The organism is Pseudomonas zeae, assembly GCF_014268485.2.
GTDB lineage: Bacteria > Pseudomonadota > Gammaproteobacteria > Pseudomonadales > Pseudomonadaceae > Aquipseudomonas > Aquipseudomonas neuropathica.
Window position 1 is genome coordinate 4,580,848 of sequence record NZ_CP077090.1, and the last position, 24,659, is coordinate 4,605,506.

The following is a 24,659-nucleotide window of genomic DNA, read 5'->3' on the forward strand; positions in this document are numbered from 1 at the left end:
CTCACCCCCGCGCAATCAAAACAAGTGCCGCCACAATCAACCCCAACGCCAGCCACCGCTCGGCATTGACCTTCTTGCGCGTCGCGCCGAACCAGCCGAAATGGTCGATCAACACACTCTTGCCAACCTGCCCGGACAGAATCGCGATCATGGTCATGGCAATGCCGATATGCGGCGTGGCCAACGTCAGCACCACCACATACATCGGCCCCAGAAAACCGCCAATCAACTGCCAGCGCGGCAGATCCGTCAGTGCCGGGCCTTTTTGCGGACCGGCGAACAACAGCAGTAAAAACAGAATCGCCGAGCCGACACCAAAGATGCTCAAGGTCGCCCACAGATGCCCGACCTGCACACCCAACGGCCCGAGCAACCCCGCCTCCACCGACAACCCCATGCCCGCGAGAATCACCAGCGGCAGCAGCAACAAGCGCAACCCTGATTTCGTCGCCGGTGCACTGACACTCACCTCATCCAACGTCTGCATAAACCACATCCCACTCACATAAACGATGGCGCGGATTATCGACTGGCGAAGCTGTGCGATAAATGGGAGCATCCTGACAACACTTTTGCGCAACTCGCACAGCGGGATGATCCATGCACGGTCTCAACGAACTCGGATTCAAGGCACTGCGGTTGTTTGTGGCCGTGCTCGACCATGGCAGTTTCTCCGAGGTGGCTCGCCGTGAAGGCGTGGCGCCCTCCTCGATTTCCCGGCAGATCCAGTTGATGGAGCAGGCGCTCAATCAGCAATTGCTCTACCGCCACACCCGCGCCGTGACGCCGACCGAAGCCGGGCGCATGCTCGGTCACCATGCGCGGCTGGTGCTGGTGCAACTGGAGGAAGCCGAACAGGCGCTGCAGGAACAGCAAAGCGAACCCACCGGCCTGGTGCGCATCAACGCCCCGGTAGTATTCGGTCAGCGCCATCTGACGCCGTGGCTGGGCAAGTTGTGCGCGCGTTATCCAAAGCTGCAACTGGATATCCAGCAGACCGACCATTACGTCGACCCGCTGCAAGAAGGCGCCGACCTGTTGTTTCGCATCGGCCCGCTGCACGATTCGAGTATGCAGGCACGGATTCTGGCGCCGCACCGCTTTCAGGTCGCGGCCAGCCCGGCGTATCTCAAACGCCACGGCACACCGCAAAAACCCGAAGATCTGGCGCAACACCATTGCCTCGCCTACAAAGGCGCGGCCGGCCAGCAGCGCTGGTTTTTCCGTCGTGATGGTGAAGACTGGACGCCGTACTCGGTGAAAGGCCCGATCACCGGCAACCACGCCGACACCCTCACCCAAGCCGCCGAGCAAGGCCTGGGGCTGGTGATGTTTCCGTCATGGCTGATTGGCGAAGCGGTGCGCGACGGCACGCTGGTGCCGGTGCTGCGGGACTATCAGGTGTCGAACAGCCTGGAGCCGCAGCAGATTGCGGTGTTGTGGCCGGGGAGCCGCAGGTTGTCGGTGAAGGTGCGGACGGTGATTGATTTCTTTGTCGAATGTTTTGGTGAAGTGCCTTACTGGGATCGTCCCTGAAAGCTGAAGATCAAGAGCCCCTCACCCTAGCCCTCTCCCGGAGGGAGAGGGGACTGATTGGGGGATATTGCAGGTATGCACCGACCTGAAATCTCTGCTGTGAATCCATAATCGACTCGATTTCTCAGGTCGATGTATGCCGCAAGACAACTCGGTCAGTCCCCTCTCCCTATGGGCGGTCCGACGTTTCGGGAGGGTTAGGGTGAGGGGCTTTTCAAGCGGTCAAATACGGAACTGGCCCACGAGTTTGCCCAAGCGCTGCCCCAGCTCCGCCAAACTACGCGAAGTCTGCGCACCCAACTGCGTTTCATCGGCCACGCTGTCCACTGCCACCGCAATCTGATGCACGCTGCGGTTGATCTCCTCCGCCACCGCCGTCTGCTCTTCCGCCGCACTGGCAATCTGCGCGTTCATCGAGTTGATCGTCGCGATCAACTCGGCCATGGCATCCAGCGAAGCCCCGGCCTGATTGGCCTGCTGTGAAGTGCCGTCGCCCGCTTCACTGGAACGACGCATGGCTTCAACCGCTTGCTGCGTACCCGCCTGCAAACGATCGATCATCCCCTGAATTTCCTGCGTGCTGATCTGCGTACGGCTGGCCAGCGCCCGCACCTCATCCGCCACCACGGCAAAACCACGTCCGGCCTCACCGGCCCGCGCCGCTTCAATTGCGGCGTTGAGCGCCAGCAGGTTGGTCTGCTCGGCGATCGAACGAATCACCCCGAGCACGCCGACAATTGACGTCACGTCTTGCTGCAGGCTGTCCAGCGACACGCCGCTGCTGCGGATGTCATCGACCAGCGCATGGATCTGCTTGATGCTGCCAGCCACCACGCGTTTGGCGCTCTGGCCTTCTTCGTCGGTCTGCTGAGCGGCGACGGCGGCGTTCTGTGCGCTTTTGGCCACTTCCTGCGCGGCGGCAGACATCTCGTTGATCGCAGTGGCAACCTGATCGGTCTCGTGGCGCTGACGCTCCATCGCCTGATCCGAACGCTGGGCCTGATCGGACACTTGCGTCACCAGACCGGTCAGTTGCGTGGTCATCTCGGTGATCTGCCGCACCAGGCCATGAATCTTATCGACGAAACGGTTGAACGAGCCCGCCAGTTCGCCAAGTTCATCCTGGCTGGTGATGTTCAGGCGACGCGTAAGGTCGCCCTCACCCGCTGCAATGTCGTCGAGGTTGGCTTTCATCAGGGTCAACGGACGCAAAATGGTATTGGCCAGCAGCATCCCCGCCGCCGCGATCACCAACAGCACCACCACCGCGACGCCGACGATGCTCAGCACCACGCCTTGCATACGTTCCTGCACCTGCGCTTCGACCAGCGCCACTTGCGCTTCGATGCCGTCGAGGTTGACCGACGTACCGACCGCCATGTCCCACTTCGCCAGGTATTCGGTGTAACCGAGCTTTGGCACCAGAACGTTGGCGTTGCCCGGCAGTGGCGAGCTGTATTGCAGATAGTGGGTGCCGTCCTTCGCCACACTCACCAGACCACGATTGACGTAGACGCCGTTCGGGTCGCGGTTGTCCTTGAAACTTTTGCCCACGCCTTCGGGGTCGTTGGCCTTGAACAGGCGCACGGTCTCGGAGTCGTAGCCGAAGAAGTAGCCGTCCTTGCCGTAGCGAATGCCCGAGAGCAATTTGATCGCCTGCGCCCGCGCCTCAACGTCACCCGGCGCGGCCGCGTCGTACAGCGGCTTGATCGTGGTCATGGCCACGGCGACGTAGCTTTGCAGAGTGGCTTTGGCATCGCCGAGCAGACGCTCGCGGGTCTGGTCGACCTCTTTGTGCGCTTGCTCCTGGAGGATGAACAGCGTGGTCAGGCTGATGACCAGGGCAAAGAGCAACACCGGGAGAACGGCGAGGGAGAGGACTTTAGCCTTGAGGCTCAGGCGCATTGTGGGAGCTCACTCTTTTGGTTTTATTGGCGTGGTTAAAGGCTTTAACGGCACGTCATTACAAAAGTTGAGCAAAGGCCCCATTCCCCTGTGGGAGCGAGCTTGCTCGCGAAGGCGTCGTGTCAGTCAACCATCAAGTCGCTGATACACCGCTTTCGCGAGCAAGCTCGCTCCCACAGAAGATCGGCGGGGTTCAGAGGACCATCGCGGCCACCCAGCCAAACGCCAGCAACGGCAGGTTGTAGTGCAGGAATGTTGGCACGACGGTGTCCCAGATATGGTGATGCTGGCCGTCGATGTTCAGGCCGGAGGTCGGGCCGAGGGTCGAATCCGACGCTGGCGAACCGGCGTCGCCCAACGCACCGGCGGTACCGACGATGCAGACAATGGCGATTGGGCTGAAGCCCAGTTGCACGCACAGCGGCACGAAAATCGCCGCCAGAATCGGCACCGTAGAAAACGACGAACCGATGCCCATGGTTACCAGCAACCCGACCAGTAGCATCAGCAACGCGCCGACGCCCTTGCTGTGATTGATCCACGACGCCGACGACTCGACCAGGGTCTGTACCTCACCGGTGGCCTTCATCACCTCGGCAAACCCGGAGGCGGCGATCATGATGAAGCCAATCATCGCCATCATCTTCATGCCCTCGGTGAAGAGGTCATCGGTCTCGCGCCATTTCACAATGCCCGACACCGAGAAGATCAGGAAACCGACCAGCGCCCCGATAATCATCGAGTCCAGCAGCAGTTGCACGATGAACGCAGCAGCAATCGCCACACCGGCAATCATCAGGCTCAGCGGGTTGTACTGCACCGCCACTTGCTCGACCTGCTCGATCTTCGCCAGGTCGTATACGCGCCGCTTGCGATAGGTGATGAACGCCATCGCCAGGCCGAAGACCATACCCAGCGCCGGAATGCCCATGGCGTGGGTGACATTGATACCGCTGATGTCGACACCGCTACGGGCAACGTTGGCCAGCAGGATTTCATTGAGGAAGATGTTGCCGAAGCCCACCGGCAGGAACATGTACGGCGTGATCAGACCGAATGTCATGACACAGGCGATCAAGCGGCGGTCGAGTTGCAGCTTGGTCAGTACATAAAGAAGCGGCGGCACCAGCAGCGGAATGAACGCAATGTGGATCGGCAGAATGTTCTGCGAGGCAATCGCCACCACCCACAACAGGCCAATCAGCAGCCATTTGACGCTGCCACCGCCGGTCGAGTGCTGGCGATCGACCATTGCCAGCGCCTTGTCGGCCAGCGCATGAGCCAGACCGGACTTGGCAATCGCCACGGCGAAAGCGCCAAGCAAGGCGTAGGACAACGCCACGGTCGCGCCGCCGCCCAAGCCGCTGTTGAACGCCTTGAGCGTGGCGTCGATGCCCAGGCCACCGGTGAGGCCGCCGACCAGCGCGCCCACGATCAAGGCGATCACTACGTGCACGCGGGACAGGCTGAGGATCAGCATGACGCCGACTGCCGCTATGACTGCATTCATTTCACTTCCTCGAAAAACACTGCGGTGGAAAACCGACCGCCAGACAGAATGAGTCCGCCAAAGCTTAACCGGCGGATTTGCAAAGAGGGTCTTATTAGAAGGGCGCGCACTGTGCCGCAGAGTGGCGGCGGTGTCAAAGCGAGCGCTCCCGGGTGCGTCAATCCGCCATATTGTGTTTCAACGATAAAGAAAGCCGAAACGCGGCCGTTACAGTGCAAAGTCTCAGATATTTATCGAATAAGGACGTCTCCATGTCGCTCAGACAACTTTCCATCCAATGGAAAATCACCCTGCTCGCCGGCCTCTGCCTGGCCGGTATCGTGACCCTGTTGGTAGGTCTTTCGCTGTATCGCATGGAACACAGTTCTGAACTGGTGAAAGCTTCGAGCATGGAAATGCTCACCGAGTCGGCGCAGGCGCGCATCGAATCGCAAGGGGAAGTGCAGGCGGCCGGCATTCGCCAGCAGTTCATGGACGCCTATCAGTACGGTCACGGCTTCTCGCGGCAGGTACTGTTTCTGCGCGAGCAGGCCGAGAAGCGTTTCCTCGATGCCTTCGACCTGCGCGAAGACATGACCCGACAGGTCAAATCGGCGCTGCAAGCCAACCCTGACCTGCTCGGCCTGTCGCTGGTATTCGAAGCCAACGCGCTGGACGGCAAGGACGAACTGTTTGCCGGTCAGGCTGAACTCGGCAGCAACGACAAGGGCCGTTTCGCCCTGTACTGGTCGCAACCGACCCCGGGCAAAGTCACCTCGATGGCCCTGCCGGAAAGCGACATGGCCGACACCAGCACCGGCCCCAGCGGTCAAGCGGCCAACGCCTGGTTCACCTGCCCGCGCGCCACACTCAAGCCGTGTGTAATCGAACCGTACTTCTACGTGATCGACGGGCAAAACGTGCTGATGACCAGCATCGTCTTCCCGCTGATGGTCAACGGCAAAGTCATCGCCTCGCTGTCGGTCGACATCAACCTCAACAGCCTGCAAGCGGTCAGTCAGGGCGCAAGCAAAAAGCTCTACGACGGCCAGACCGCCGTGAGCATCATCAGCCCCGCCGGCCTGCTCGCCGGTTACAGCCGGGATGCCGGCAAACTCAGCCAGCGTCTGGATGCCGTGGACAAGATCAGCGGCGCCGAACTGCTGAGCAAACTGGCTTCCAGCACCAGCGTCAGCAGCCTGCACAGCAACGGCCAGCTGAAAGTGCTGTCGCCGTTCCAGCCGATTCCCGGCGGCCCGTCGTGGGGCGTGCTGCTGGATGTACCGGAAAAAGTCCTGGTCAGCCGCGCCGAAGCGCTCAAGCAACAGCTGGACGCGAGCAATAATTCCGGCACGTTGATCGAACTGAGCCTCGGCGTGCTGGCCGCGTTGATCGGCCTGCTGCTGGTGTGGCTGATGGCACGCAGCGTGACCAGACCGATCCTCGGCGTGGCGCACATGCTCGAAGACATCGCCAGCGGCGAAGGTGATCTGACCCGCCGTCTGGCCTATGACAAAAAGGACGAACTCGGTCAATTGGCCGGTTGGTTCAACCGCTTTCTCGACAAGTTGCAGCCGATCATCGCCGAAGTAAAACGCTCGGTGCAGGACGCCCGCAACACCGCCGACCAGTCCTCGGCCATCGCCACCCAGACCAGCGCTGGCATGGAACAGCAATACCGTCAGGTCGATCAGGTCGCCACCGCGTCCCACGAAATGAGCGCCACTGCGCAAGACGTCGCCCGCAGCGCCGCGCAGGCTGCCGAGGCCGCCAAGGATGCTGATCGCGCTACCCGTCAGGGCCTGACCGTGATCGATCGCACCACGGCGAGCATCGACACCCTCGCTGCCGACATGAGTGCGGCGATGGTGCAAGTCGAAGGGCTGGCGGCCAACAGCGAGAAGATCGGCGCGGTGCTGGAAACCATTCGCGCCATCGCTGAACAAACCAACCTGCTCGCGCTCAACGCCGCGATCGAAGCGGCGCGTGCTGGTGAAGCCGGACGTGGATTTGCCGTGGTCGCCGATGAAGTCCGCAACCTCGCCCGCCGCACGCAAGAGTCGGTGGAAGAAACCCGTCAGGTGATTGAGCAACTGCAAACCGGCACGCAGGATGTAGTCGGTTCGATGGGCAACAGCCACCGCCAGGCTCAGGGCAGTGTCGAACAGGTTGGCCAAGCGGTGACCGCGCTGCGTCAGATCGGCGATGCGGTGACGGTGATCAGCGACATGAACCTGCAGATTGCCAGTGCCGCTGAAGAGCAAAGTGCGGTGGCCGAGGAGATCAATAACAACGTGGCGACGATCCGCGATGTGACCGAGTCGTTGTCCGGGCAGGCGAATGAGTCGGCACGGGTGAGCCAGTCGCTCAATAGCCTGGCGAATCAGCAGCAGAGTTTGATGGATCAGTTTCGCGTTTGATTTGAAGGTAGTGGGGTGTCAGGTAGATCCTTACCCCCTCACCCCAGCCCTCTCCCCCAAGGGGGCGAGGGGGAAAGGGAGCCGATCTTCGTGCCATTCAAAACTTGAGTCCGTCTCGGTATTTCAGATCACGGAAAGCTTTCAAAACCTGAGTCCGGCACGATATCTCAGGTCGGTGTACCTCGAACAAACACCTCGGTCAGTCCCCTCTCCCTCTGGGAGAGGGCTAGGGTGAGGGGCTTTTAGAGGCTCACCGCCGAGGCAACTCAATCACCACTTTCAACCCGCCCCACTCACTCTCGCCCAACACCAGCAACCCGCCCCACGTATCGACAATGTCGCGCACAATCCCCAGCCCCAACCCATGCCCGTGGGTCTGCTCATCCAGCCGCGTGCCCCGGCTGAACACCTCAGCGCGCTGCTGTTCGGGAATCCCCGGGCCGTCATCTTCCACGCTCAGTGCAAAACCATCCGAACGTTCAATCACACTCAGACGCACCTCGGCGTCCGCCCACTTGCAGGCGTTATCCAGAAGATTCCCCAACAGTTCGAGCAAATCCTCACGATCCCACGGCAGTTGCAACCCCGCCGGCGCGACATAACTCAGCGCCAAATGCTCGCCATGAATCATGTTCAACGTCGCCAACAACCCCGGCAGTTCCGCATCACAATCAAACAACGCACCCGGTAGCGCATCACCGGACAGCCGTGCACGGTTCAACTCGCGGTTGAGCCGCTGCTGCACTTGCTCCAGCTGCTCCTTGAGCACCTTGCGCAACTCGGGATGCGCATCGAGTTTTTCGCTGGAGGCCAGACTCAACAACACCGCCAACGGCGTTTTCAATGCATGCCCGAGATTGCCCAAGGCATTGCGCGAGCGCTTGAGGCTGTCTTCAGTGTGCGCGAGCAAATGGTTGATCTGCGCCACCAGCGGTTCCAGTTCCACCGGCACCTGATCATCGAGTTGCGAACGCTGGCCCTGCTGCAATTGCGCGATCTGCTCACGAGCCCTTTCCAGCGGTTTCAGCGCGCGGCGCACGGTCAATCGCTGCAAGAACAGAATCAGCAACAATGCCGCCAGACCAAGGCCGAGGCCGATCTGGCGCATGCGCTGAAAGCTCTCGCGCACGGGGGTGTAATCCTGCGCGACGCTGATCGAAATCGACTGGCCCAGGCGCCGATAATCCGAGCGCAGCACCAGCAACTGCTGACCGTCCGGCCCCAGTTGCAGATTGCTGTGCAACCCGGGATGGTCGAGCAGCGGCAGGTCCTGATCCCACAACGAGCGTGAACGCCAGTGGCTGTCGGCAAAATCGATACGGAAATAGTGCCCGGAAAACGGCCGCTGATAGGCCGGGGACAGATGTCTTTCATCCAGTTGCAGCCCTTGCGGGCCACGGACCAGCGCCACCAACAGGCTCTCGCTGTCGTTGCGCAGGCCGGCTTCGAGGTAGCGCTGCAAACCCACTTCGAACAACCACAGACTGGTTTGCGCCACCACCACACCGACGACCACCATCACGCTGATCAGACCCAGGCTCAAGCGGCGCTGGATCGACCTCACGAAGCCTGCCCGCCGAACAGGTAACCCTGGCCGCGACGGGTTTCGATCACGCTTTTGCCGAGCTTGCGCCGCAGGTGGTTGACGTGCACTTCGAGGACGTTGGAATCACGCTCGGTTTCACCGTCGTAGAGGTGTTCGGCGAGGTGGCTTTTGGAGAGGATCTGCTCCGGGTGCAGCATGAAATAACGCAGCAGACGGAACTCGGCGGCGGTCAGTTGAATATCGGCGCCGTCGCGAACCACGCATTGCCGACCCTCGTCCAGATGCAGACCGGCCGCCTGCAAAGTCGGCTGATTGGCCTGGCCTTTGGAGCGGCGCAGCAGCGATTGAATGCGCAGTTGCAGCTCTTCGGGGTGAAACGGTTTGGTCAGGTAATCGTCGGCACCGGCCTTCAGGCCTTCGATGCGCTCGGCCCAGGAATCGCGCGCCGTGAGAATCAGCACCGGAATCGCCAGACCGCCGGCGCGCCATTGCGCCAGCACCTCAAGCCCCGGCACGCCGGGCAGGCCGAGGTCGAGAATGATCAGGTCATACGGCTCACTACTGCCCTGATACAACGCATCACGACCGTCCGCCAGCCAATCGACCGCGTAACCTTGCCGTTGCAGGCCGGCGAGCAATTCGTCGGCCAGCGGTACGTGGTCTTCCACCAATAGCAAACGCATCGATCAATCTTCCTTGTCTTTCACAAGTTCGCCGGTATCGGCCTTCAAGTGCAGCTCACGGGCGACACCTTCAAGGGTGAGCAACTCGACTTCATAAATGTAGACGTCGTGTTTTTCTTCCAGCTCGACTTCCAGCAATTTTGCGCCGGGATAGCGATCCAGCGCCTGCTGCAGCACTTGCTCCAGCGGCAGGATCACGCCCTTCTCACGCAGACTCAGGGCTTCGTCCTGATCGAGGTCACGCGCCATCGCGGCCGAGCAGAAAATCACCAGCGCCAATGCCGTACGGCTGGTGGCGCGAACATTAACCTTCATTACTTATCCTGATGATCCTTGAGAACCTGCCCAGTCACCGCGTCTAATTCCAGATCCCAATCGACGCCCTGCGGATCGCGCATTTCGATCTGGTAGCTGTACTTGCCGTACTCTTCTTCCAGCTCGGTTTCAGTGATCGTCGAACCCGGGTGTTTGGCCAACGCGGTGGCGTTGAGCTTCTCGAAGGAGACGATAGTACCAGCGTCGCGCAGACGCAGGGCTTCGTCAGGGCCGAGATCGCGGGCATGGGCGAGGCTGGCAGTGAAACCGATAATCGAGGCAATGGACAGGGCAGTCAGGGTTTTCATGGTGTCTCCATATTTTTATGTGTTGCATACGGTGGGCACCTTAGCGGGATGAACTTAACTGAAACTGAATTGCCATCATTGCTCCAGCTCAACACATTACCTCCTTGTGGGAGCGAGCCTGCTCGCGATAGCGGTGTATCAGACAGATCATTATTCAATGACACACCGCTATCGCGAGCAGGCTCACTCCTACAAGGTTTTGTAACATGTGCTTATAATTGTTCGCTTGCTAACGATCGAGACCGGTATGACCGCCATCCACATCAAATTCCCCGCCCTCACCCTCAAGGCCGGCCCGCGCGCCATGGCGCGCATTCGTGCGCAAGGCCTGAACGCTGCCGACGTCGGCACCCTGCCCGGCGCCGCCGGTGGACCGAAGGCGTTGGGGATTCAGGGGCTGGATCTGGCGCTGTTCGGTGAATGGCTGCCCAGCGCGCCGCGCGAGCGTTCGCTGATCGGCGCCTCGGTCGGTTCCTGGCGTTTCGCCAGCGCTTGCCTGCCGGACGCCGCCGAAGGCATCCGGCGCCTCGGTCATCTGTACGCCGAGCAGAACTTCAACAAAGGCGTGACCATGGCCGAGATCAGTCAGAGCTCGCAGCGCATGCTCCATGACCTGCTCGACGGCCGCGACGCGAGCATCCTCGACAACGCGCATTACCGTCTGAACATCATGGTGGTGAAAAGTCAGGGACGCCTGGCTGATGACCATCGCGGTCGCCTGGGTCTGGCGCTGGGTTCGGTGATCGCCGACAACTTGCGCGGCCGCGCGCGCCTGTCGCGACACTTCGAACGCTTGATCATCCACGACCCACGCCTGGCCCCGCCGGTGAATGCGCTGAACGACTTCCCGTCGCGCTTCGTCGCCCTGAATACCAGCAATCTGCGTCAGGCCCTGCTCGCCTCGGGTTCGATCCCGATGGTCATGGAAGGTGTACGGGATTTGCCGGGCGCCGGTGCTGGCACTTTCCGCGATGGTGGTCTGCTCGATTATCACCTCGACCTGCCGTACAGCGGTGACGGCATTGTGCTCTATCCGCACTTCACTGATCGGGTGATTCCCGGCTGGTTCGACAAGACCCTGCCATGGCGCAAGGCCTCGGTGCAGCGCTTGCAGGACGTGCTGCTGCTCGCGCCGTCGAAGGAATATCTGGCGCGCCTGCCCTACGGCAAATTGCCTGATCGCAACGACTTCAAACGCTTTATGGGCGATGCAGCGAGCCGGCAGAAATACTGGCACGCAGCGATGGACGAGAGCCGCCGCCTGGGCGATGAATTTCTTGAACTGACTGCCAATGGTCGCCTCGCCGAGCGCTTGCTGACCCTTTAGTCAGCACGGTCAAACACAAGCTGATAAACTCGCCGCCTGCCCGAATCGCTGCGGCGAACGCCATCTGAACAGAGCCGAAAATACCGTGGAAATCTTCAAAGAGTTTACTTTCGAATCCGCCCACCGCCTGCCGCACGTCCCGGACGGCCACAAGTGCGGGCGTCTGCACGGTCACTCGTTCAAAGTGGCGCTTCACCTCAGCGGCGACCTCGATCCGCACACCGGCTGGATCCGCGATTTCTCCGAGATCAAGGCGATTTTCAAACCGCTGTACGAGCGTCTCGACCACAACTACCTGAACGACATTCCCGGCCTGGAAAACCCGACCAGTGAAGTGCTGGCCAAATTCATCTGGAATGAAATGAAACCGTTGCTGCCGGAACTGAGCGCGATCCGTATTCACGAGACGTGCACCAGCGGTTGCATCTATCGCGGTGAGTAACTTCTGACACCCCAACTATCCCTGTGGGAGCGAGCCTGCTCGCGAAAGCGGTGTGTCAGCCGACATTGATATCGACTGATACGCCCTCTTCGCGAGCAGGCTCGCTCCCACAAGGAAACAGTGATTTGCCAGAGAACAGCCTTCACGGCTGTTTTTTTACGCCTATGCTTTTTGGCTCCCACCCGCCAAGAGGACAGGCCCATGACAGACTGGCTGCTGGATCAGGTCTTTGACTTCAACGGCCGACAGGTCCGCTACACCGTGCGCGGCGATGGCCCGCCGCTGGTGTTCGTGCATGGCACGCCGTTTTCGTCGTACGTGTGGCATCGGATTGCGCCGCACTTTTTCACGACTCATCGCGTGTATTACTTCGATCTTCTCGGCTACGGGCGCTCCGAGCAGCCCGACGCCGACGTCTCCCTCGGTGTGCAAAACCAACTGTTGGCGCAGTTACTCGACCACTGGAATCTGCAACGCCCTGACGTCGTCGCCCACGACTTCGGCGGCGCCACCGTGCTGCGCGCACATCTGCTCGACGGCAAGGATTACCGCAGCCTGACCCTGATTGATCCGGTCGCGCTGACGCCTTGGGGTTCGCCGTTCGTGCAGCACGTGCGTCAGCATGAAGCGGCGTTTAGTGGCATCCCCGACTACATTCAGCGCGCCATCGTGCCGACCTATATTCGCGGGGCGATCCACCGCGAGATTGCCGATCACGAACTCGCACCCTACGTGCAGCCGTGGCTTGGCGATCCGGGGCAAGCGGCGTTCTATCGGCAGATTGCGCAGATGGATGAGCGCTATACCCGTGAAGCAGAAAGCCTGTACCCGACAATCCGTTGCCCGGTACAGATTCTCTGGGGCGAGCAGGATCAGTGGATTCCCATCGAGCGTGGCCGCGCGTTACATCAAATGATCCCGGGGTCACGATTCCACCCGATTGCCAACGCCGGACACCTCGTCCAGGAAGACGCCCCGGAAGCCATCGTCGCCGCCCTGCTGCGCTTCCTCTGAGCCAACACCCATCCCTTGTGGGAGCGAGCCTGCTCGCGAAAGCGGAATATCAGCCACTGCAGATGTCGCCTGACACGCCGCCTTCGCGAGCAGGCTCGCTCCCACATTGGGCTTGGGTGTATTCAGGTGCACCGCTTTCGCGCCAATCCGCGCGACTCGTCTATACATAACCCGCGCCACCCGGCATTTGGCACGACCACTGCAACCCTCCCCGCGTCTTCTCAATTCCAGCAAGGACCGCCCCATGACGCAGAACGATCCCGGCAACGATTACCCCCTCAGCGAAGTCCCCATGCATGCACGCAAAGGCCTGGCCTCGACGGCGATGGTGCTGCTCGGTTTCACGTTTTTCACCGCAACCATGTTTGCCGGCGGCAAGCTCGGCGTGGCGTTCAGTTTCGCCGAGATGATGGCGGTGATCGTCGTCGGCAACCTGCTGCTCGGCCTGTATGCGGCGGGCCTGGGTTATATAGCCTTCAAAAGCGGCCTCAACTCAGTGCTGATGGGCCGCTTCTGCTTCGGCGAAGTCGGCAGCAAGCTCAGTGACCTGATCCTCGGTTTCACCCAGATCGGCTGGTACGCCTGGGGCACGGCGACGGCAGCCGTGGTGATCGGTAAATATTTCAATCTCGACGAAAGTACGGTGCTCGGCCTGATGGTGCTGTTCGGTCTGCTGTTCTGCGCCACGGCCTACGTCGGTTATCGCGGGCTGGAAATCCTCTCGTACATCGCCGTGCCGGCGATGATGTTGTTGCTCCTGCTGTCGATGTGGGTGGCGACGGTGAAAGTTGGCGGGTTCGAAGGCTTGCTCAGCGTAGTGCCGACGGGTTCGCTGGACTGGTCGACGGCGATTACTCTGGTGTTCGGCACCTTCGTCAGCGGCGCCACGCAGGCGACCAACTGGACACGCTTCTCGCGCTCGGCGCGGGTGGCGGTGCTGGCCAGCCTGATCGGATTCTTCATCGGCAATGGCCTGATGGTGCTGATCGGTGCGTATGGCGCCATCGTCTACCAACAGCCGGACGTGGTTGAAGTGCTGCTGTTGCAAGGTTTCGCCATGGCCGCAATGGCCATGTTGTTGCTGAACATCTGGAGCACCCAGGACAACACCATCTACAACTTCGCCGTCGCTGGTTGCAATCTGCTGCGCACCGGCCGACGCAAAACCGTGACCCTCGCCGGTGCGGTGATCGGCACCCTGCTCGCTCTGCTGGGCATGTACGACATGCTGGTGCCGTATCTGATTCTGCTCGGCACGGTGATTCCGCCGATTGGCGGGGTGATCATGGCGGACTTCTTCTTTCGTTGGCGCGGGCGTTATCCGCGCCTGGCCGACGCACGGTTGCCGGCGTTCAACTGGCCGGGACTCGGGGCCTATGCGGTCGGCACCGTCGCCGCGTTCAGCTCGCCATGGGTCGCGCCGCTGGTAGGGATCGCTGCTGCCGCGCTAACGTATGTCATCGTCACCGGCGTGCTCGGCGCTCGCAGCGCGACCGCGCCACTACAAGACTTATAAAAAAGGATTCGCCTGATGCACATCATCAACGCCCGTTTGCGCAACCAGGAAGGTTTGCACGAATTGCACCTTGAAGACGGTCTGATCCGCAACATCGCCCGGCAGACCGAAGCGCCGACCCTTGGCCCGGATGACCTCGACGCCGGCGGCAATCTGGTGGTGCCGCCCTTCGTCGAACCGCACATTCACCTCGACGCCACGCTGACCGCTGGCGAGCCGCGCTGGAACATGAGCGGCACATTGTTCGAAGGCATCGAGTGCTGGGGCGAGCGCAAGGTCACCATCACCGAAGAAGACACCAAGATCCGCGCGAAAAAAACCATTCAAGCGCTGGCCGCTCACGGCATCCAGCACGTGCGCACCCACGTCGACGTTACCGACCCGCAACTCACCGCGCTCAAAGCCATGCTCGAAGTCCGCGAGGAGAGCCGTCACCTTATCGACCTGCAAATCGTCGCGTTCCCGCAGGAAGGCATCGAGTCGTTCCGCAACGGTCGCGAATTGATGGAAGAAGCGATCCGCATGGGCGCGGACGTGGTCGGCGGCATTCCGCATTTCGAATACACCCGCGATCAGGGCGTCAGTTCGGTAAAGTTTCTGATGGACCTGGCCGAGCGCACCGGTTGCCTGGTCGACGTGCATTGCGACGAAACCGACGACCCGCATTCGCGCTTCCTTGAAGTGCTCGCCGAAGAGGCGCGCAGTCGCGACATGGGCGCGCTGGTCACCGCTAGCCACACCACGGCGATGGGTTCCTACGACAACGCCTACTGCGCCAAACTGTTCCGCTTGCTGGGCCATTCCGGAATCAGTTTTGTCTCCTGCCCGACCGAAAGCATTCACCTGCAAGGGCGCTTCGACAACTTTCCCAAACGCCGTGGCGTGACCCGCGTGAATGAGCTGCTCGAAGCCGGCATGAACGTGTGTTTCGGTCAGGATTCCATCGTCGACCCGTGGTATCCGCTGGGCAACGGCAACATTCTGCGAGTGCTTGAGGCGGGGCTGCATATTTGCCACATGCTCGGTTACCGCAACCTGCAAAGTGCGCTGGATCTGGTCACCGACAACAGTGCCAAAGCCATGCACCTGGGTGAGCGTTATGGCCTAGAACAGGGGCGGCCGGCGAATCTGCTGATTCTGTCGGCGGACAGCGATTACGAGGTAATCCGCAGTCAGGGCTTGCCGTTGTATTCGATTCGCGGCGGCAAGGTGTTGATGAAGCGGCAGATGCCGGTGGTGGAGTTCGGTACCGGGTTGAGCTGAGAGGTGCACCGTCAATCCTATGTGGGAGCGAGCCTGCTCGCGAAGAGGTTGGCACATTCAACATCAATGTGACTGACCCACCGCTTTCGCGAGCAGGCTCGCTCCCACAGGGGGCAGTGTTTGAACATGATATTTGGGTTCACCACAAAACCCTGTGGGAGTCTGGCTTGCCAGCGATGGCGTCGGCGAATTCAACCCATCAACCGCGCCGTACCGAACAACCTGACCCGCCGCAATTCACCCTCTACTGCTTCGAGCAATATCGGCGCCGTGCCGCCGGGCATGACCACCTGCACTTCACCGGCCGCCACCCAACCCACACGCCATGCCGCGCAGGCCACTGCGCTGGCACTGGTGCCGGAAGACGCCGTCGGCCCCTCGCCGCGTTCGAACACTCGGGCAAGGATTCTCTGCGACGACTCCAGCGCTGCCCATTGCAGATTGACGCCCGCCGCGCATGGATCACCAGCGCCGACAGGCATGGCGTAGGCAACCTGGGTCAGGCCTTCGCTCAGCGGCGATTCACGCATCTGCTCATTGCTTGGCAACGCCGCGGCGTCACCGAGCAGCGTGACGCAATGCGGATTGCCAATGCGCACGAATTGGCTGTGTGCCCAGTCGGGATCAAGTTGTGCCAAGGGCCGGACGTGGCTCACGTCCCGAGCATTGAACTCAATGCCTTGAACAGTCTGCGCAGCGACCGCATCCGGTCCGAATCGCGGTTGACCGAGATCAAGCCAGAAACCTTCAACACCTTCGACTTCGGCCGGTTTCACCGAGGTCTCCACGGCGTCACCCTTGTCGTGATGCACGCGCACCAACGCACCCTCCTCCGGCATCAAGCCTTGCTCGGTCAGCGCCTGCGAGAAAATCGTCAGGCCGTTGCCACTGCGCTCGGCGAGGCTGCCGTCGGTGTTGACGATCAGCACGTCGAATGGCGGCGACGTCTGGAACGGTCCGATCAGCAGGCCGTCGCTGCGGTGGGATTTGCTGTTCGCCGGGCGCTGGCCTTCGGGCCAGTCACAGCAGAGTTTGATTGCTGCTTCGCTCCAGGACTGACGCGACGAGGCGCATTCGGTGGCGCCGGATGGCAAATCGATGCCCGCCTCGCGTAATTCGGTGAGCGAGATCACGCCATAGATATTGCCCCGTGCATCGTAGAATTGCGTCATCTGTGTTTGCCCCTGTCGCCGAAGAAGGCCACTGTAAAACGTAATCCCTTGTGGGAGCGAGCCTGCTCGCGAATGCAGTGTGTCAGCCGATATTTTCTTTATCTGACACACCGCCTTCGCGAGCAGGCTCGCTCCCACAGGAATCGGTGCATGACCGCTGATTAGTGAGCCCGCTCCCACAGGGAGATGTGCATGACCGCTTATTGGTGAGTCTCTGTTCCCACAGGGTAGGATGTTGCCTGTACTTCCCCGAATGGCCGGCGATCGAACCTCGTCGTTGAATCACTGTCCTTCGGGGACGCGAAGTTTTTTGCCAAGGATCGATATGACCAGCCTCAACCCCCAAGACACTTTCGTCCCCGGACGCCTGCAACAGATGTCCACGCGCATCGCCTTTTTCATCGCTGGCCTCGGCATCGCCGCGTGGGCGCCCTTGGTGCCGTACGCCAAGGCGCGCGCCGGGCTGGATGAAGGCACGCTGGGGTTACTTTTGTTGTGCCTCGGGGTCGGTTCGATTCTGGCGATGCCGCTGGCGGGGATTCTGGCCACGCGCTTCGGCTGTCGGCGCGTCGCCACCGGCGGCACCTTGTTGATCTGCGCGGCGCTGCCGTTACTGGCCACGGTGTCGTCGATACCGGCACTGATCGCCACGCTGTTCATGTTCGGCGCCGGCCTGGGCACGGTGGATTCGACGGTGAACCTGCAAGCGGTGATCGTCGAGCGCGCCAGCGGCAAGAACATGATGTCGGGTTTCCACGGCTTGTTCAGTCTCGGCGGGATTGTCGGCGCGGCGGGTGTCAGTGCCTTGCTCGGCCTGGGTTTGACGCCACTGGCCGCCATGCTGGTGGTGGTTGTCGTGCTGATCGCGGCATTGTTCAAATGCGTGCCGCACATGTTGCCCTACGGCAGTGAAAGTTCCGGACCGGCATTCGCCATCCCTCACGGCATCGTGCTGTTTATCGGCGGGATGTGCTTCATCGTGTTCCTGACTGAAGGCGCGGCACTGGACTGGAGTGCGGTGTTTCTGGCGCAGGAACGCGGGATCGACACAGCATACGCGGGGTTGGGTTACGCGGCATTCGCCCTGACCATGACCGCTGGACGCTTGATGGGTGACCGGATTGTGCGGCTGGTCGGTGCCACGCGGATCATTCTGTTTGGTGGTTTATTGGCGGCTGCCGGTCTGTTTCTGGCGACGTTCGCGCCGAGCTGGGAAGCAGCGCTGGTGGGTTATGCGCTGGTCGGCGCTGGCTGCTCGAACATCGTGCCGGTGCTGTACACGGCGGTGGGCAAGCAGACGGTGATGCCGGAGAGCATCGCCGTGCCGGCCATTACCACGCTCGGTTATGCAGGGATTCTGGCAGGGCCGGCGGTGATCGGCTTTGTCGCCCATGCCAGCAGTTTGAGTTTTGCCTTTGGCTTGATGGCGGTGCTGTTGGTGGCAGTGGCCATCGGCGGGAAAGTGCTCAAGGTTTGAGCAACGGCTTTAAGATGAACGGTCGATTCCGGCGCCGTCCACTGTCATAACTGACAGTAGACGACGCTGACAGCGCGTAGCAGCATAGGTTGATCATGACTTATGGATGCGATATGAAAGCGCTCTTCAGAAACGGAATTCTGGCGTTGCCATTGTTGCTCGGCTTGTGCAAGGGCGTGCAATCCTCAACGCTGACTGATCTGGGCGAAGGTGTAGCGAATTTCGCACCGGAGCAACGCTTGAACAATGATCATGGACAACACCGGCACTGGCTGGCGATCGGTCGGTTGAATTTCAAAAACAGTCAATGCTCCGGCAGCTTGATCGATACCCGTGGTGCCGATGTTGAACAGGACGGTCCGGCATACGTTCTGACCGCCGGACACTGTGTCGGCAGCGACGCAGATCGCTTTATCCAGAATGCCCCCGCCTCTGGCCAGGTCATCTTCAATTATTTCGAGGACACCCAGGCTCAGCAGTTGGCCTACTCGATAGCGCGAATTTCCTGGGGCACCCGCCGTGGTGGCGACATCGCCATCGTTGAACTTGACCGCTCGCTGAAACAACTCATGACTGATGGTATCTCGCCGTTGAAACTGGCGCGAAACCCTGCAGCAACGGGGTCGAACGTGCTGATCGTCGGAGCACCGCACTTCACCTTTCTGACACGGGTTGCCTGCCGCCAGGAGGCATCAGTCGATATTTTCGAGGATGGTTATGTCTGGTTTGATCAACTGAGCAATCGTTGCGAAGGTGTGCGTAACGGTATTTCCGGCTCACCCGTTCTGACGCGTTATGACAACGAGATCCTTGGGGTCATCGGCACCACCACCCGCCTTGATGGACCTTTTCGGTGCGCAGGGGACGCGCCGTGTGAAATACGCGACGGCATCCCGCAAAAATCGCTGAACACCAATTACGCAACGCCCACCTCCGATCTGGCTCGCTGCTTCACCGCAGGCTGGTTGACGCCCGATGTCGCCAACTGCCCGCTCGGTCCGGCCAGCGATTTCGAACCCCGTCACGAAGAAAACTACGTCAGAATGGTACGCACTAAAAAGGGCAGTACTGTGCCGCTGACGTGGACACAGATCTTTGCGTTGAATCAACCCTTTTACCGGCTCAAATACACCCGGACACTGGCTGACTGCGCGAATAGCCAGGGCTATGGCCCGGCTCGGCCCAGCAAAGGCCACGAACAAGACATCTCGACTTACGCGCTGGACGCAGGCCCCGGTTTTTATTTCCTGTGTGTCATCGGGCAAGCGCAGAAGGCCGCCGTGGACCGACGATCGGCCCGCAATGCCAAAATCTACTGGCGCTGGGCTCTAGCGGAGCCGGTAAACACCGCGCCGGTCTATACGCTGGTTGAAAGTAAAAAGAACACGTTTATCGTGACCCTTCTCGAGCAGCCGCCGGATCTGGCTATAACCGGTTATCAATACAAAAGCACGGCACCACAATTTTCCGATTGTCTGACGGCCGAAGGGTATCAACGCATAAATCCGGATAAGAACGCTTTCACCGTCTCGGTCGCCGATGGCCCGAAAAGAGTTTGTCTCAAAGGTCACGACATCGTGGGCAATCCCTCCCCCGTCGTGGACTTCCAGCTACTCAATTCAACCGACAGGCCATAAATGGCTGTGCGCCAGGCGGCTGGTCACAGCCGCCTGTGCGTGCGGTCAGAAACCCACACTGGCCTGCACAAAGAACGTACGCGGCGCGCCGACATACATCCCCGAGTTGTTGTCGCTGGAGCGGGTGAAGTACTGCTTGTCGAAGACGTTCTTCACCCCGGCGCCCAGTTTCAAATTCGACACCTGCGGCCCGAAGTCATAACCCCCACGCACGTTCCAGGTCACGTAACCCGGGATGTCGCCATACTGCCCGTCCGCCGTGCCATCGGTGATGTAGTTGCCGTTGAAACTGCCGTCGGCGTTGACACCGGTGCCCGGCGAGCGCTGTTTCGACTGAGCGAAACCGTCGATATTGTAAGTCCAGCGGTTGATGTCGTAACGCAAACCGACGGTCGCCACCTGACGCGAATAGAACGGCAGATCACGGCCCTTGAAGCCCGGAATCTCGCCTTCATAAGTGGCGCGGGTGTAGGTGAAGCCAGCGTTGGCGGTCAGACCGTCGAGGCGCGGATCCAGCGCCGCCATGTCGTAGTGCACCGAGGCTTCGATGCCCTGGTGCTTGGTTGCGCCGAGGTTGGTCCAGCCCACGTCATTGCTGATGTATTGCAGCTCGTCGTCGAAGTCGATGTAGAACAGCGTCACTTCGCCGCCCCACACGTCATCGTTGTAGCGCGTGCCGATCTCGTAGGTCTTGGCCTTTTCCGGCTCCAGACCATTGGCAGTCTGATCACCCGAGCCGCCCTGGCCGAGCTGGAAATACTGCAAGCTGCCGAACGAGGTTTCGTAGTTGGCGAAGAGTTTCCAGGCGTCCGACAGGTGATACATCACGCTAAGCGCCGGCAGCGGTTCGTTGCTCTCGATGCTGCGGTTTTTCGCCTGCACCGGTTTGCCGGCGGTGTCGAGCACGGCGCGGTCATGCCAGTCGGTGCTGATGTGTTCGAAGCGAATGCCGGGAGTGATGGTCCAGTTGCCGACGTCGATCTTGTTGTCGAGGTAGACCGAGTTGGCCTCGGTGCCGCCCGTGCGGTCCTGGAACACATGGCCGTCGGAGGTCGGCGTGAGCACCGGCTGGTTGTTGACCAGCGCCACACGGCTCGACGATTCGTGCATCGCCTCTTTCAGGTAGCGATAACCGACGCTGACTTCCTGGGTGGTCGGGCCGACATCGAAAACCCGCGACACCCGTGGCTCGATGCCCAGCGTGTAATACGAACGCGGGTAAGAGCTGAGGGTTTTCTGGTCGCGGGCGGCGATGGTGCTGCCACGGAAACTGTCGGTGTAATACGTCAGAATTTCCGCCTGGGTGCGCTCGTCGATCTGGCGGAGCCACTTGAACGACACGTCTTTGCGCCGCCCGGTGAACTGGTCGTAGTCACGTACCGAGTCGTACGGTTTGGCGTCGTACTGCTTCTGCGTCAGACCGCCGGGCATGTCCGCCGTGGCGTCGTAGTAGTGGAAGTTGAGGCTGAAATCGTCCTGATCGGTGGGCGCCCAGTGGGTCTTGAGCAACACGTCGTCGATGTCGTTGCCGTTGTTGCGCTCGCGGTAACCGTTGCCGTTGACGCCGGAATACAGCAACGCCACGCCCATGCCATTGTCGGCGGTGCCGCCGAGGAACGCGGTGTCGATGTGTTTCCAGCCACCGTACTGAGTGGTTTCCAGCGTGGTGCCGATTTCGCCAGTGGCTTTTTCCGGAATCGCCCGGGTGACGAAGTTGATCACCCCGCCGACGTTTTGCGGCCCATAACGCACCGAACCGGCGCCGCGTACCACGTCGATGCTGTCAAGATTGCCCGAGGAAATCGGCGCCATCGACAGTTGCGGCTGGCCGTAAGGGGCAAACGCCGCCGGCACGCCATCGATCAGCACGGTGGAGCGCGGCGACAGACGCGAGGTCAGACCGCGTACACCGACGTTGAGGGAAATGTCACTGCCGCCGGTGCCGTTGGAATCCTGCACCTGCACGCCCGGTACGCGCTTGAGCACGTCACTGACGTTCATTGCGCCCTGTTCAACCATCGCTTCGCGGCGGATCACCGTGCGCGCCCCGGGGTGATTCTGCACCACGGCGGCATTGGCATCACCGAGCCAGTCACCCACCACTTTGATGTCGGTCACACCCAACTCCAGCGGACCGTTGCTGGCGGCGGAAGTCGCGGCCGGTGAGAGCGTCACCGAACCTTCGTTGATCTGATAATCCAGACCACTGCCCTGCAGCAATTGGCTTAACGCCTGCTCCGGCGAGATGTCACCATCGACCGCCGGGGCCTGTTTGCCGGCGACCAGATCCGGGCTGAAAAACACTTGCAGCGATGTCTGCTGGCCCAGTTCGCTCAAGGCCTGGCCCAGCGGCTGCGCACGGATATGAATGGCTTCACCGGCGAACGCCTGCGGCATGCCAGCGTTGACCGCCAGCGCAAGAGCCAGCGGCAGCCAAGGGAATTTTTTGTTGTTGGCAGGGGTGTTTTTCACGTCGTACGTAGTCCTGTGGATCGCAAGAGTGTGCGGCTGTTAATGCAAACCAGTTGCAGTTGAACAGGAAGACGATGAACTCGAAAAAAACCTGAATTTTATTTTGCGATTATTTCCTGACTGCCATCCGCGAGGGTGCGCACGGCCACCGGCAGGATGCTCGGCAAGGCTTTGAGCAAGGCATCGGTGTTGTCGGATTTGAACACGCTGGTCAGGCGCAGACTGGCCACGGCCGGGTTGGTCACGGTCAACGGCTTTTCACGATAACGCGACACTTCGGCCGCGACTTCGCTGAGGCTGGCGTTGTTGAACACCAGTTTGCCGCCACGCCATGCCGTCAGTTCTGCCGGGTTGACCGCATAGGCGGCGGCGACCTGGCCTTGGGCATCGACGTGGGTGCCGAGGCCGTCGGTCAGGCTGATAAATTGATTATCCGACGCATCACGGCCCTGCACTTTCACCGTGCCCTGCTCCACCGCCACGCGGGTCTGCGCGACATCGCGGCGCACATCGAAACGCGTGCCGGTGACCGTGACCTTGCCGCTGCCCGCCTCGACTACGAACGGTCGCGCAGTATCGTGCGCAACGCTGAACATCGCCTCACCTTCACTTAACTCGATCAGCCGCCGATCCTGTTCAAAGCGCACCTGCAAGCGACTGCGGCTGTTCAAATCGATCACCGAACCGTCCGGCAGCGCCACATGTTTACGCTCGCCCAACGCCGTGGCGAACTCGGCGCGGTAACCGCCCGGATGATTCAAACCACTGAACAAGCCCAGCCCGAGCGCCACCGCCAGCACACTCGCAGCCACCGCATAACGCAACAACGGACGGCGTTGGCGACGGTTCGGCGGGGTTTCAGCGAGGGCTTCGAGGCGCGGCGCCGAAAGCAAATCGGCGGCTGACCACAAGCCCTGCAGCAACTGAAATTCGTCACGGTGCTGCGGATGTTCATTCAGCCAGGCGTCGAAGCGCTGCTGCTCGTCGGCCTCAATGGCCGGCTCCTGCAAACGCACAAACCAGCGAGCCGCGTCATCGCGCACCGTTGTTTGCCCGCACGCGCAAGCACGCGTCTCCATCATGGAATGTCCTGTTGGGCTGAAGATGAAAGGGGGCAGCGGCTCATGACTGCAACCCGTCGAGGCGATCGCGCAGATGGCGCAGGGTGCGGATCATATACTTTTCGACCATGTTCTTGGACAGCCCCAGGCGTTCGGCGATTTCCGCCTGAGTCAGGCCTTCGATCTTCTGCCAGACAAAAATCTTCCGGCAATTGATCGGCAACTCGCTGAGCGCCCGTTCGATGGAATCGGCCAGCTGGATCGCATGCATGTAATGCTCAGGGTCGCCGATTGACGACTCAGTGTGATCGATGTCCTGCGACTCCAAAGCGCCGCGCCGATCCTCACGCCGATAACCGTCGACCGCGATATTGCGCGCGGTCTGGTGCAAATACGCCCGTGGCTGCTGCACCGCCGCCGAATCGGACTCAAGCACCCGCACAAAGGTGTCGTGCGCCAGATCCTCGGCCTGCGCGCGATTGCGCAGGCGGCGAGTCCAGGTGCCGATCAACTCTTCGTAGTGCTCGAAAAAGCCGGGTCTGCGGGGACGCATGGGGGTTTTGGCGGCGCGCTGAGGAAAGGGGTGTGAATAGTAATGCTTCCTATTAAGGCGAGGCAATGGATTCCTCGACCGACCGTCCGGGTCACCTGTGCAGCTCAGTGTTTTATCGAAATCACACCACTCATGTATTCATGCAGATCGCGCAGATCCTTAACACTCCAGGCATGCGGCGGTATTTTTACCCCGTTTTCCTTTAGCGTTTTCGGTATCAGGTTGCCGTTCGGGCGAAGGATGATCGACGACACAATCACCCCCGGATATTCATGCAGTCGTTGCTTGAACGTGGAGGTTGTCAGGTCAGGTGTGGGCGGATTGCTTTTGTGCGCCAGCGGCCCTGTTCCTTTGATATCGGCGCCGTGGCACACAGCGCAGCGCTGCACATAGAGGTTTTTGCCGTTGCTGTTATCCGCGAAGGACACGGATGGTTGGGCGATCAACAAAGCCCCGAGTACAGCGACGAATGCTGTTTTCATTGTTTGCCTCCCTGGCGTCTTTAAGGTCGCGCATGATGCGC

21 protein-coding genes and 1 pseudogene are annotated in these 24,659 nt (G+C 60.7%); 10 read left to right on the plus strand and 12 right to left on the minus strand.

What is annotated here, in order from left to right; all coding sequences use genetic code 11:
- Nucleotide 1: 1 nt before the first annotated feature.
- A complete protein-coding gene (locus HU754_RS20100; protein ID WP_095051024.1) occupies nt 2-487 on the minus strand; it encodes a DMT family transporter in 486 nt (161 codons plus the stop codon).
- Between the two features lie 113 nt (nt 488-600).
- On the opposite strand from HU754_RS20100, the gene HU754_RS20105 reads away from it, so the two are divergent.
- Complete coding sequence (locus tag HU754_RS20105) at nt 601-1,536, plus strand: LysR family transcriptional regulator (protein ID WP_093433865.1); 936 nt, start codon at nt 601-603, stop codon at nt 1,534-1,536.
- Nucleotides 1,537-1,758: 222 nt separating this feature from the next.
- On the opposite strand, the gene ctpM is transcribed toward HU754_RS20105, so the two are convergent.
- Nucleotides 1,759-3,441, minus strand: coding sequence for a methyl-accepting chemotaxis protein CtpM (gene ctpM / locus HU754_RS29935; protein WP_093433863.1), 1,683 nt, complete (start codon nt 3,439-3,441; stop codon nt 1,759-1,761).
- Between the two features lie 193 nt (nt 3,442-3,634).
- Complete coding sequence (locus HU754_RS20115; RefSeq protein WP_186624109.1) at nt 3,635-4,951, minus strand: Na+/H+ antiporter family protein; 1,317 nt, start codon at nt 4,949-4,951, stop codon at nt 3,635-3,637.
- A gap of 1,394 nt (nt 4,952-6,345) precedes the next feature.
- Here HU754_RS20115 and HU754_RS29825 point away from each other — a divergent pair.
- A pseudogene (locus HU754_RS29825) lies at nt 6,346-6,492 on the plus strand (HAMP domain-containing protein); the annotation flags it as partial.
- Nucleotides 6,493-6,594: 102 nt separating this feature from the next.
- Nucleotides 6,595-7,350 carry a methyl-accepting chemotaxis protein gene (locus HU754_RS29830; protein WP_371857720.1) on the plus strand — a complete coding sequence of 252 codons (756 nt, stop codon included), beginning with the start codon at nt 6,595-6,597 and terminating at the stop codon, nt 7,348-7,350.
- Nucleotides 7,351-7,600: 250 nt separating this feature from the next.
- On the opposite strand, the gene HU754_RS20125 is transcribed toward HU754_RS29830, so the two are convergent.
- The 4 genes from HU754_RS20125 to HU754_RS20140 are packed head-to-tail and all read right to left on the minus strand — an operon-like array spanning nt 7,601 to nt 10,202.
- Nucleotides 7,601-8,914, minus strand: coding sequence for a sensor histidine kinase (locus tag HU754_RS20125; RefSeq protein ID WP_093433857.1), 1,314 nt, complete (start codon nt 8,912-8,914; stop codon nt 7,601-7,603).
- Nucleotides 8,911-9,579 carry a response regulator transcription factor gene (locus tag HU754_RS20130; RefSeq protein WP_007915592.1) on the minus strand — a complete coding sequence of 223 codons (669 nt, stop codon included), beginning with the start codon at nt 9,577-9,579 and terminating at the stop codon, nt 8,911-8,913. Before HU754_RS20130 ends, HU754_RS20125 begins: the two co-directional genes overlap by 4 nt.
- A 3-nt stretch (nt 9,580-9,582) precedes the next feature.
- A complete protein-coding gene (locus HU754_RS20135) occupies nt 9,583-9,894 on the minus strand; it encodes a PepSY domain-containing protein (protein WP_186624105.1) in 312 nt (103 codons plus the stop codon).
- A complete protein-coding gene (locus HU754_RS20140; RefSeq protein ID WP_095050576.1) occupies nt 9,894-10,202 on the minus strand; it encodes a PepSY domain-containing protein in 309 nt (102 codons plus the stop codon). The genes HU754_RS20135 and HU754_RS20140 overlap by 1 nt, the downstream gene beginning before the upstream one ends.
- A gap of 247 nt (nt 10,203-10,449) precedes the next feature.
- Between HU754_RS20140 and HU754_RS20145 the strand changes: the two genes are divergently transcribed.
- The 5 genes from HU754_RS20145 to codA all read left to right on the plus strand — a co-directional run bounded on the left by HU754_RS20145 (nt 10,450) and on the right by codA (nt 15,764).
- A complete protein-coding gene (locus HU754_RS20145; protein ID WP_186624103.1) occupies nt 10,450-11,529 on the plus strand; it encodes a patatin-like phospholipase family protein in 1,080 nt (359 codons plus the stop codon).
- 85 nt (nt 11,530-11,614) lie between these two features.
- Nucleotides 11,615-11,971, plus strand: a complete 357-nt coding sequence (gene queD / locus HU754_RS20150; RefSeq protein WP_007915588.1) for a 6-carboxytetrahydropterin synthase QueD — start codon at nt 11,615-11,617, stop codon at nt 11,969-11,971.
- A 201-nt stretch (nt 11,972-12,172) separates the two neighbouring features.
- On the plus strand, nt 12,173-12,985 hold the full coding sequence (locus HU754_RS20155; protein ID WP_186624102.1) for an alpha/beta fold hydrolase: 813 nt from the start codon (nt 12,173-12,175) through the stop codon (nt 12,983-12,985).
- Between the two features lie 244 nt (nt 12,986-13,229).
- A complete protein-coding gene (gene codB / locus HU754_RS20160; RefSeq protein ID WP_186624100.1) occupies nt 13,230-14,501 on the plus strand; it encodes a cytosine permease in 1,272 nt (423 codons plus the stop codon).
- Nucleotides 14,502-14,516: 15 nt separating this feature from the next.
- Nucleotides 14,517-15,764, plus strand: a complete 1,248-nt coding sequence (gene codA, locus HU754_RS20165) for a cytosine deaminase (RefSeq protein WP_186624098.1) — start codon at nt 14,517-14,519, stop codon at nt 15,762-15,764.
- A gap of 191 nt (nt 15,765-15,955) precedes the next feature.
- On the opposite strand, the gene HU754_RS20170 is transcribed toward codA, so the two are convergent.
- Nucleotides 15,956-16,936, minus strand: a complete 981-nt coding sequence (locus HU754_RS20170) for a diaminopimelate epimerase (RefSeq protein ID WP_186624097.1) — start codon at nt 16,934-16,936, stop codon at nt 15,956-15,958.
- Nucleotides 16,937-17,261: 325 nt separating this feature from the next.
- On the opposite strand from HU754_RS20170, the gene HU754_RS20175 reads away from it, so the two are divergent.
- Both HU754_RS20175 and HU754_RS20180 read left to right on the plus strand, forming a co-directional pair.
- Nucleotides 17,262-18,413, plus strand: a complete 1,152-nt coding sequence (locus HU754_RS20175; RefSeq protein ID WP_186624095.1) for an MFS transporter — start codon at nt 17,262-17,264, stop codon at nt 18,411-18,413.
- Nucleotides 18,414-18,526: 113 nt separating this feature from the next.
- Entirely contained in the window at nt 18,527-20,050 is a 1,524-nt protein-coding gene (locus tag HU754_RS20180; protein ID WP_186624093.1) for a trypsin-like serine peptidase, read from the plus strand.
- A 45-nt stretch (nt 20,051-20,095) separates the two neighbouring features.
- Here HU754_RS20180 and HU754_RS20185 read toward each other — a convergent pair whose 3' ends face one another.
- From HU754_RS20185 to HU754_RS20200, 4 genes are all read right to left on the minus strand, one after another.
- Nucleotides 20,096-22,522, minus strand: a complete 2,427-nt coding sequence (locus HU754_RS20185; RefSeq protein ID WP_186624091.1) for a TonB-dependent siderophore receptor — start codon at nt 22,520-22,522, stop codon at nt 20,096-20,098.
- 98 nt (nt 22,523-22,620) lie between these two features.
- The gene (locus HU754_RS20190; protein ID WP_186624089.1) at nt 22,621-23,604 is read right to left on the minus strand and encodes a FecR family protein; all 984 of its coding nucleotides are present in this window, start codon (nt 23,602-23,604) and stop codon (nt 22,621-22,623) included.
- A 40-nt stretch (nt 23,605-23,644) separates the two neighbouring features.
- Nucleotides 23,645-24,136, minus strand: coding sequence for a sigma-70 family RNA polymerase sigma factor (locus HU754_RS20195; protein ID WP_099756744.1), 492 nt, complete (start codon nt 24,134-24,136; stop codon nt 23,645-23,647).
- 104 nt (nt 24,137-24,240) lie between these two features.
- Nucleotides 24,241-24,618, minus strand: coding sequence for a cytochrome c (locus tag HU754_RS20200; RefSeq protein ID WP_186624087.1), 378 nt, complete (start codon nt 24,616-24,618; stop codon nt 24,241-24,243).
- Nucleotides 24,619-24,659 lie beyond the last annotated feature (41 nt).

Coding starts and splice junctions, on each gene's coding strand:
- HU754_RS20100 (WP_095051024.1), bottom strand. CDS start 487: ATGCAGACGTTGGATGAGGTGAGTGTCAGTGCACCGGCGACGAAATCA.
- HU754_RS20105 (WP_093433865.1), top strand. CDS start 601: ATGCACGGTCTCAACGAACTCGGATTCAAGGCACTGCGGTTGTTTGTG.
- ctpM (WP_093433863.1), bottom strand. CDS start 3,441: ATGCGCCTGAGCCTCAAGGCTAAAGTCCTCTCCCTCGCCGTTCTCCCG.
- HU754_RS20115 (WP_186624109.1), bottom strand. CDS start 4,951: ATGAATGCAGTCATAGCGGCAGTCGGCGTCATGCTGATCCTCAGCCTG.
- HU754_RS29830 (WP_371857720.1), top strand. CDS start 6,595: ATGGAACAGCAATACCGTCAGGTCGATCAGGTCGCCACCGCGTCCCAC.
- HU754_RS20130 (WP_007915592.1), bottom strand. CDS start 9,579: ATGCGTTTGCTATTGGTGGAAGACCACGTACCGCTGGCCGACGAATTG.
- HU754_RS20135 (WP_186624105.1), bottom strand. CDS start 9,894: ATGAAGGTTAATGTTCGCGCCACCAGCCGTACGGCATTGGCGCTGGTG.
- HU754_RS20140 (WP_095050576.1), bottom strand. CDS start 10,202: ATGAAAACCCTGACTGCCCTGTCCATTGCCTCGATTATCGGTTTCACT.
- HU754_RS20145 (WP_186624103.1), top strand. CDS start 10,450: ATGACCGCCATCCACATCAAATTCCCCGCCCTCACCCTCAAGGCCGGC.
- HU754_RS20155 (WP_186624102.1), top strand. CDS start 12,173: ATGACAGACTGGCTGCTGGATCAGGTCTTTGACTTCAACGGCCGACAG.
- codB (WP_186624100.1), top strand. CDS start 13,230: ATGACGCAGAACGATCCCGGCAACGATTACCCCCTCAGCGAAGTCCCC.
- codA (WP_186624098.1), top strand. CDS start 14,517: ATGCACATCATCAACGCCCGTTTGCGCAACCAGGAAGGTTTGCACGAA.
- HU754_RS20170 (WP_186624097.1), bottom strand. CDS start 16,936: ATGACGCAATTCTACGATGCACGGGGCAATATCTATGGCGTGATCTCG.
- HU754_RS20175 (WP_186624095.1), top strand. CDS start 17,262: ATGACCAGCCTCAACCCCCAAGACACTTTCGTCCCCGGACGCCTGCAA.
- HU754_RS20180 (WP_186624093.1), top strand. CDS start 18,527: ATGAAAGCGCTCTTCAGAAACGGAATTCTGGCGTTGCCATTGTTGCTC.
- HU754_RS20190 (WP_186624089.1), bottom strand. CDS start 23,604: ATGATGGAGACGCGTGCTTGCGCGTGCGGGCAAACAACGGTGCGCGAT.
- HU754_RS20195 (WP_099756744.1), bottom strand. CDS start 24,136: ATGCGTCCCCGCAGACCCGGCTTTTTCGAGCACTACGAAGAGTTGATC.
- HU754_RS20200 (WP_186624087.1), bottom strand. CDS start 24,618: ATGAAAACAGCATTCGTCGCTGTACTCGGGGCTTTGTTGATCGCCCAA.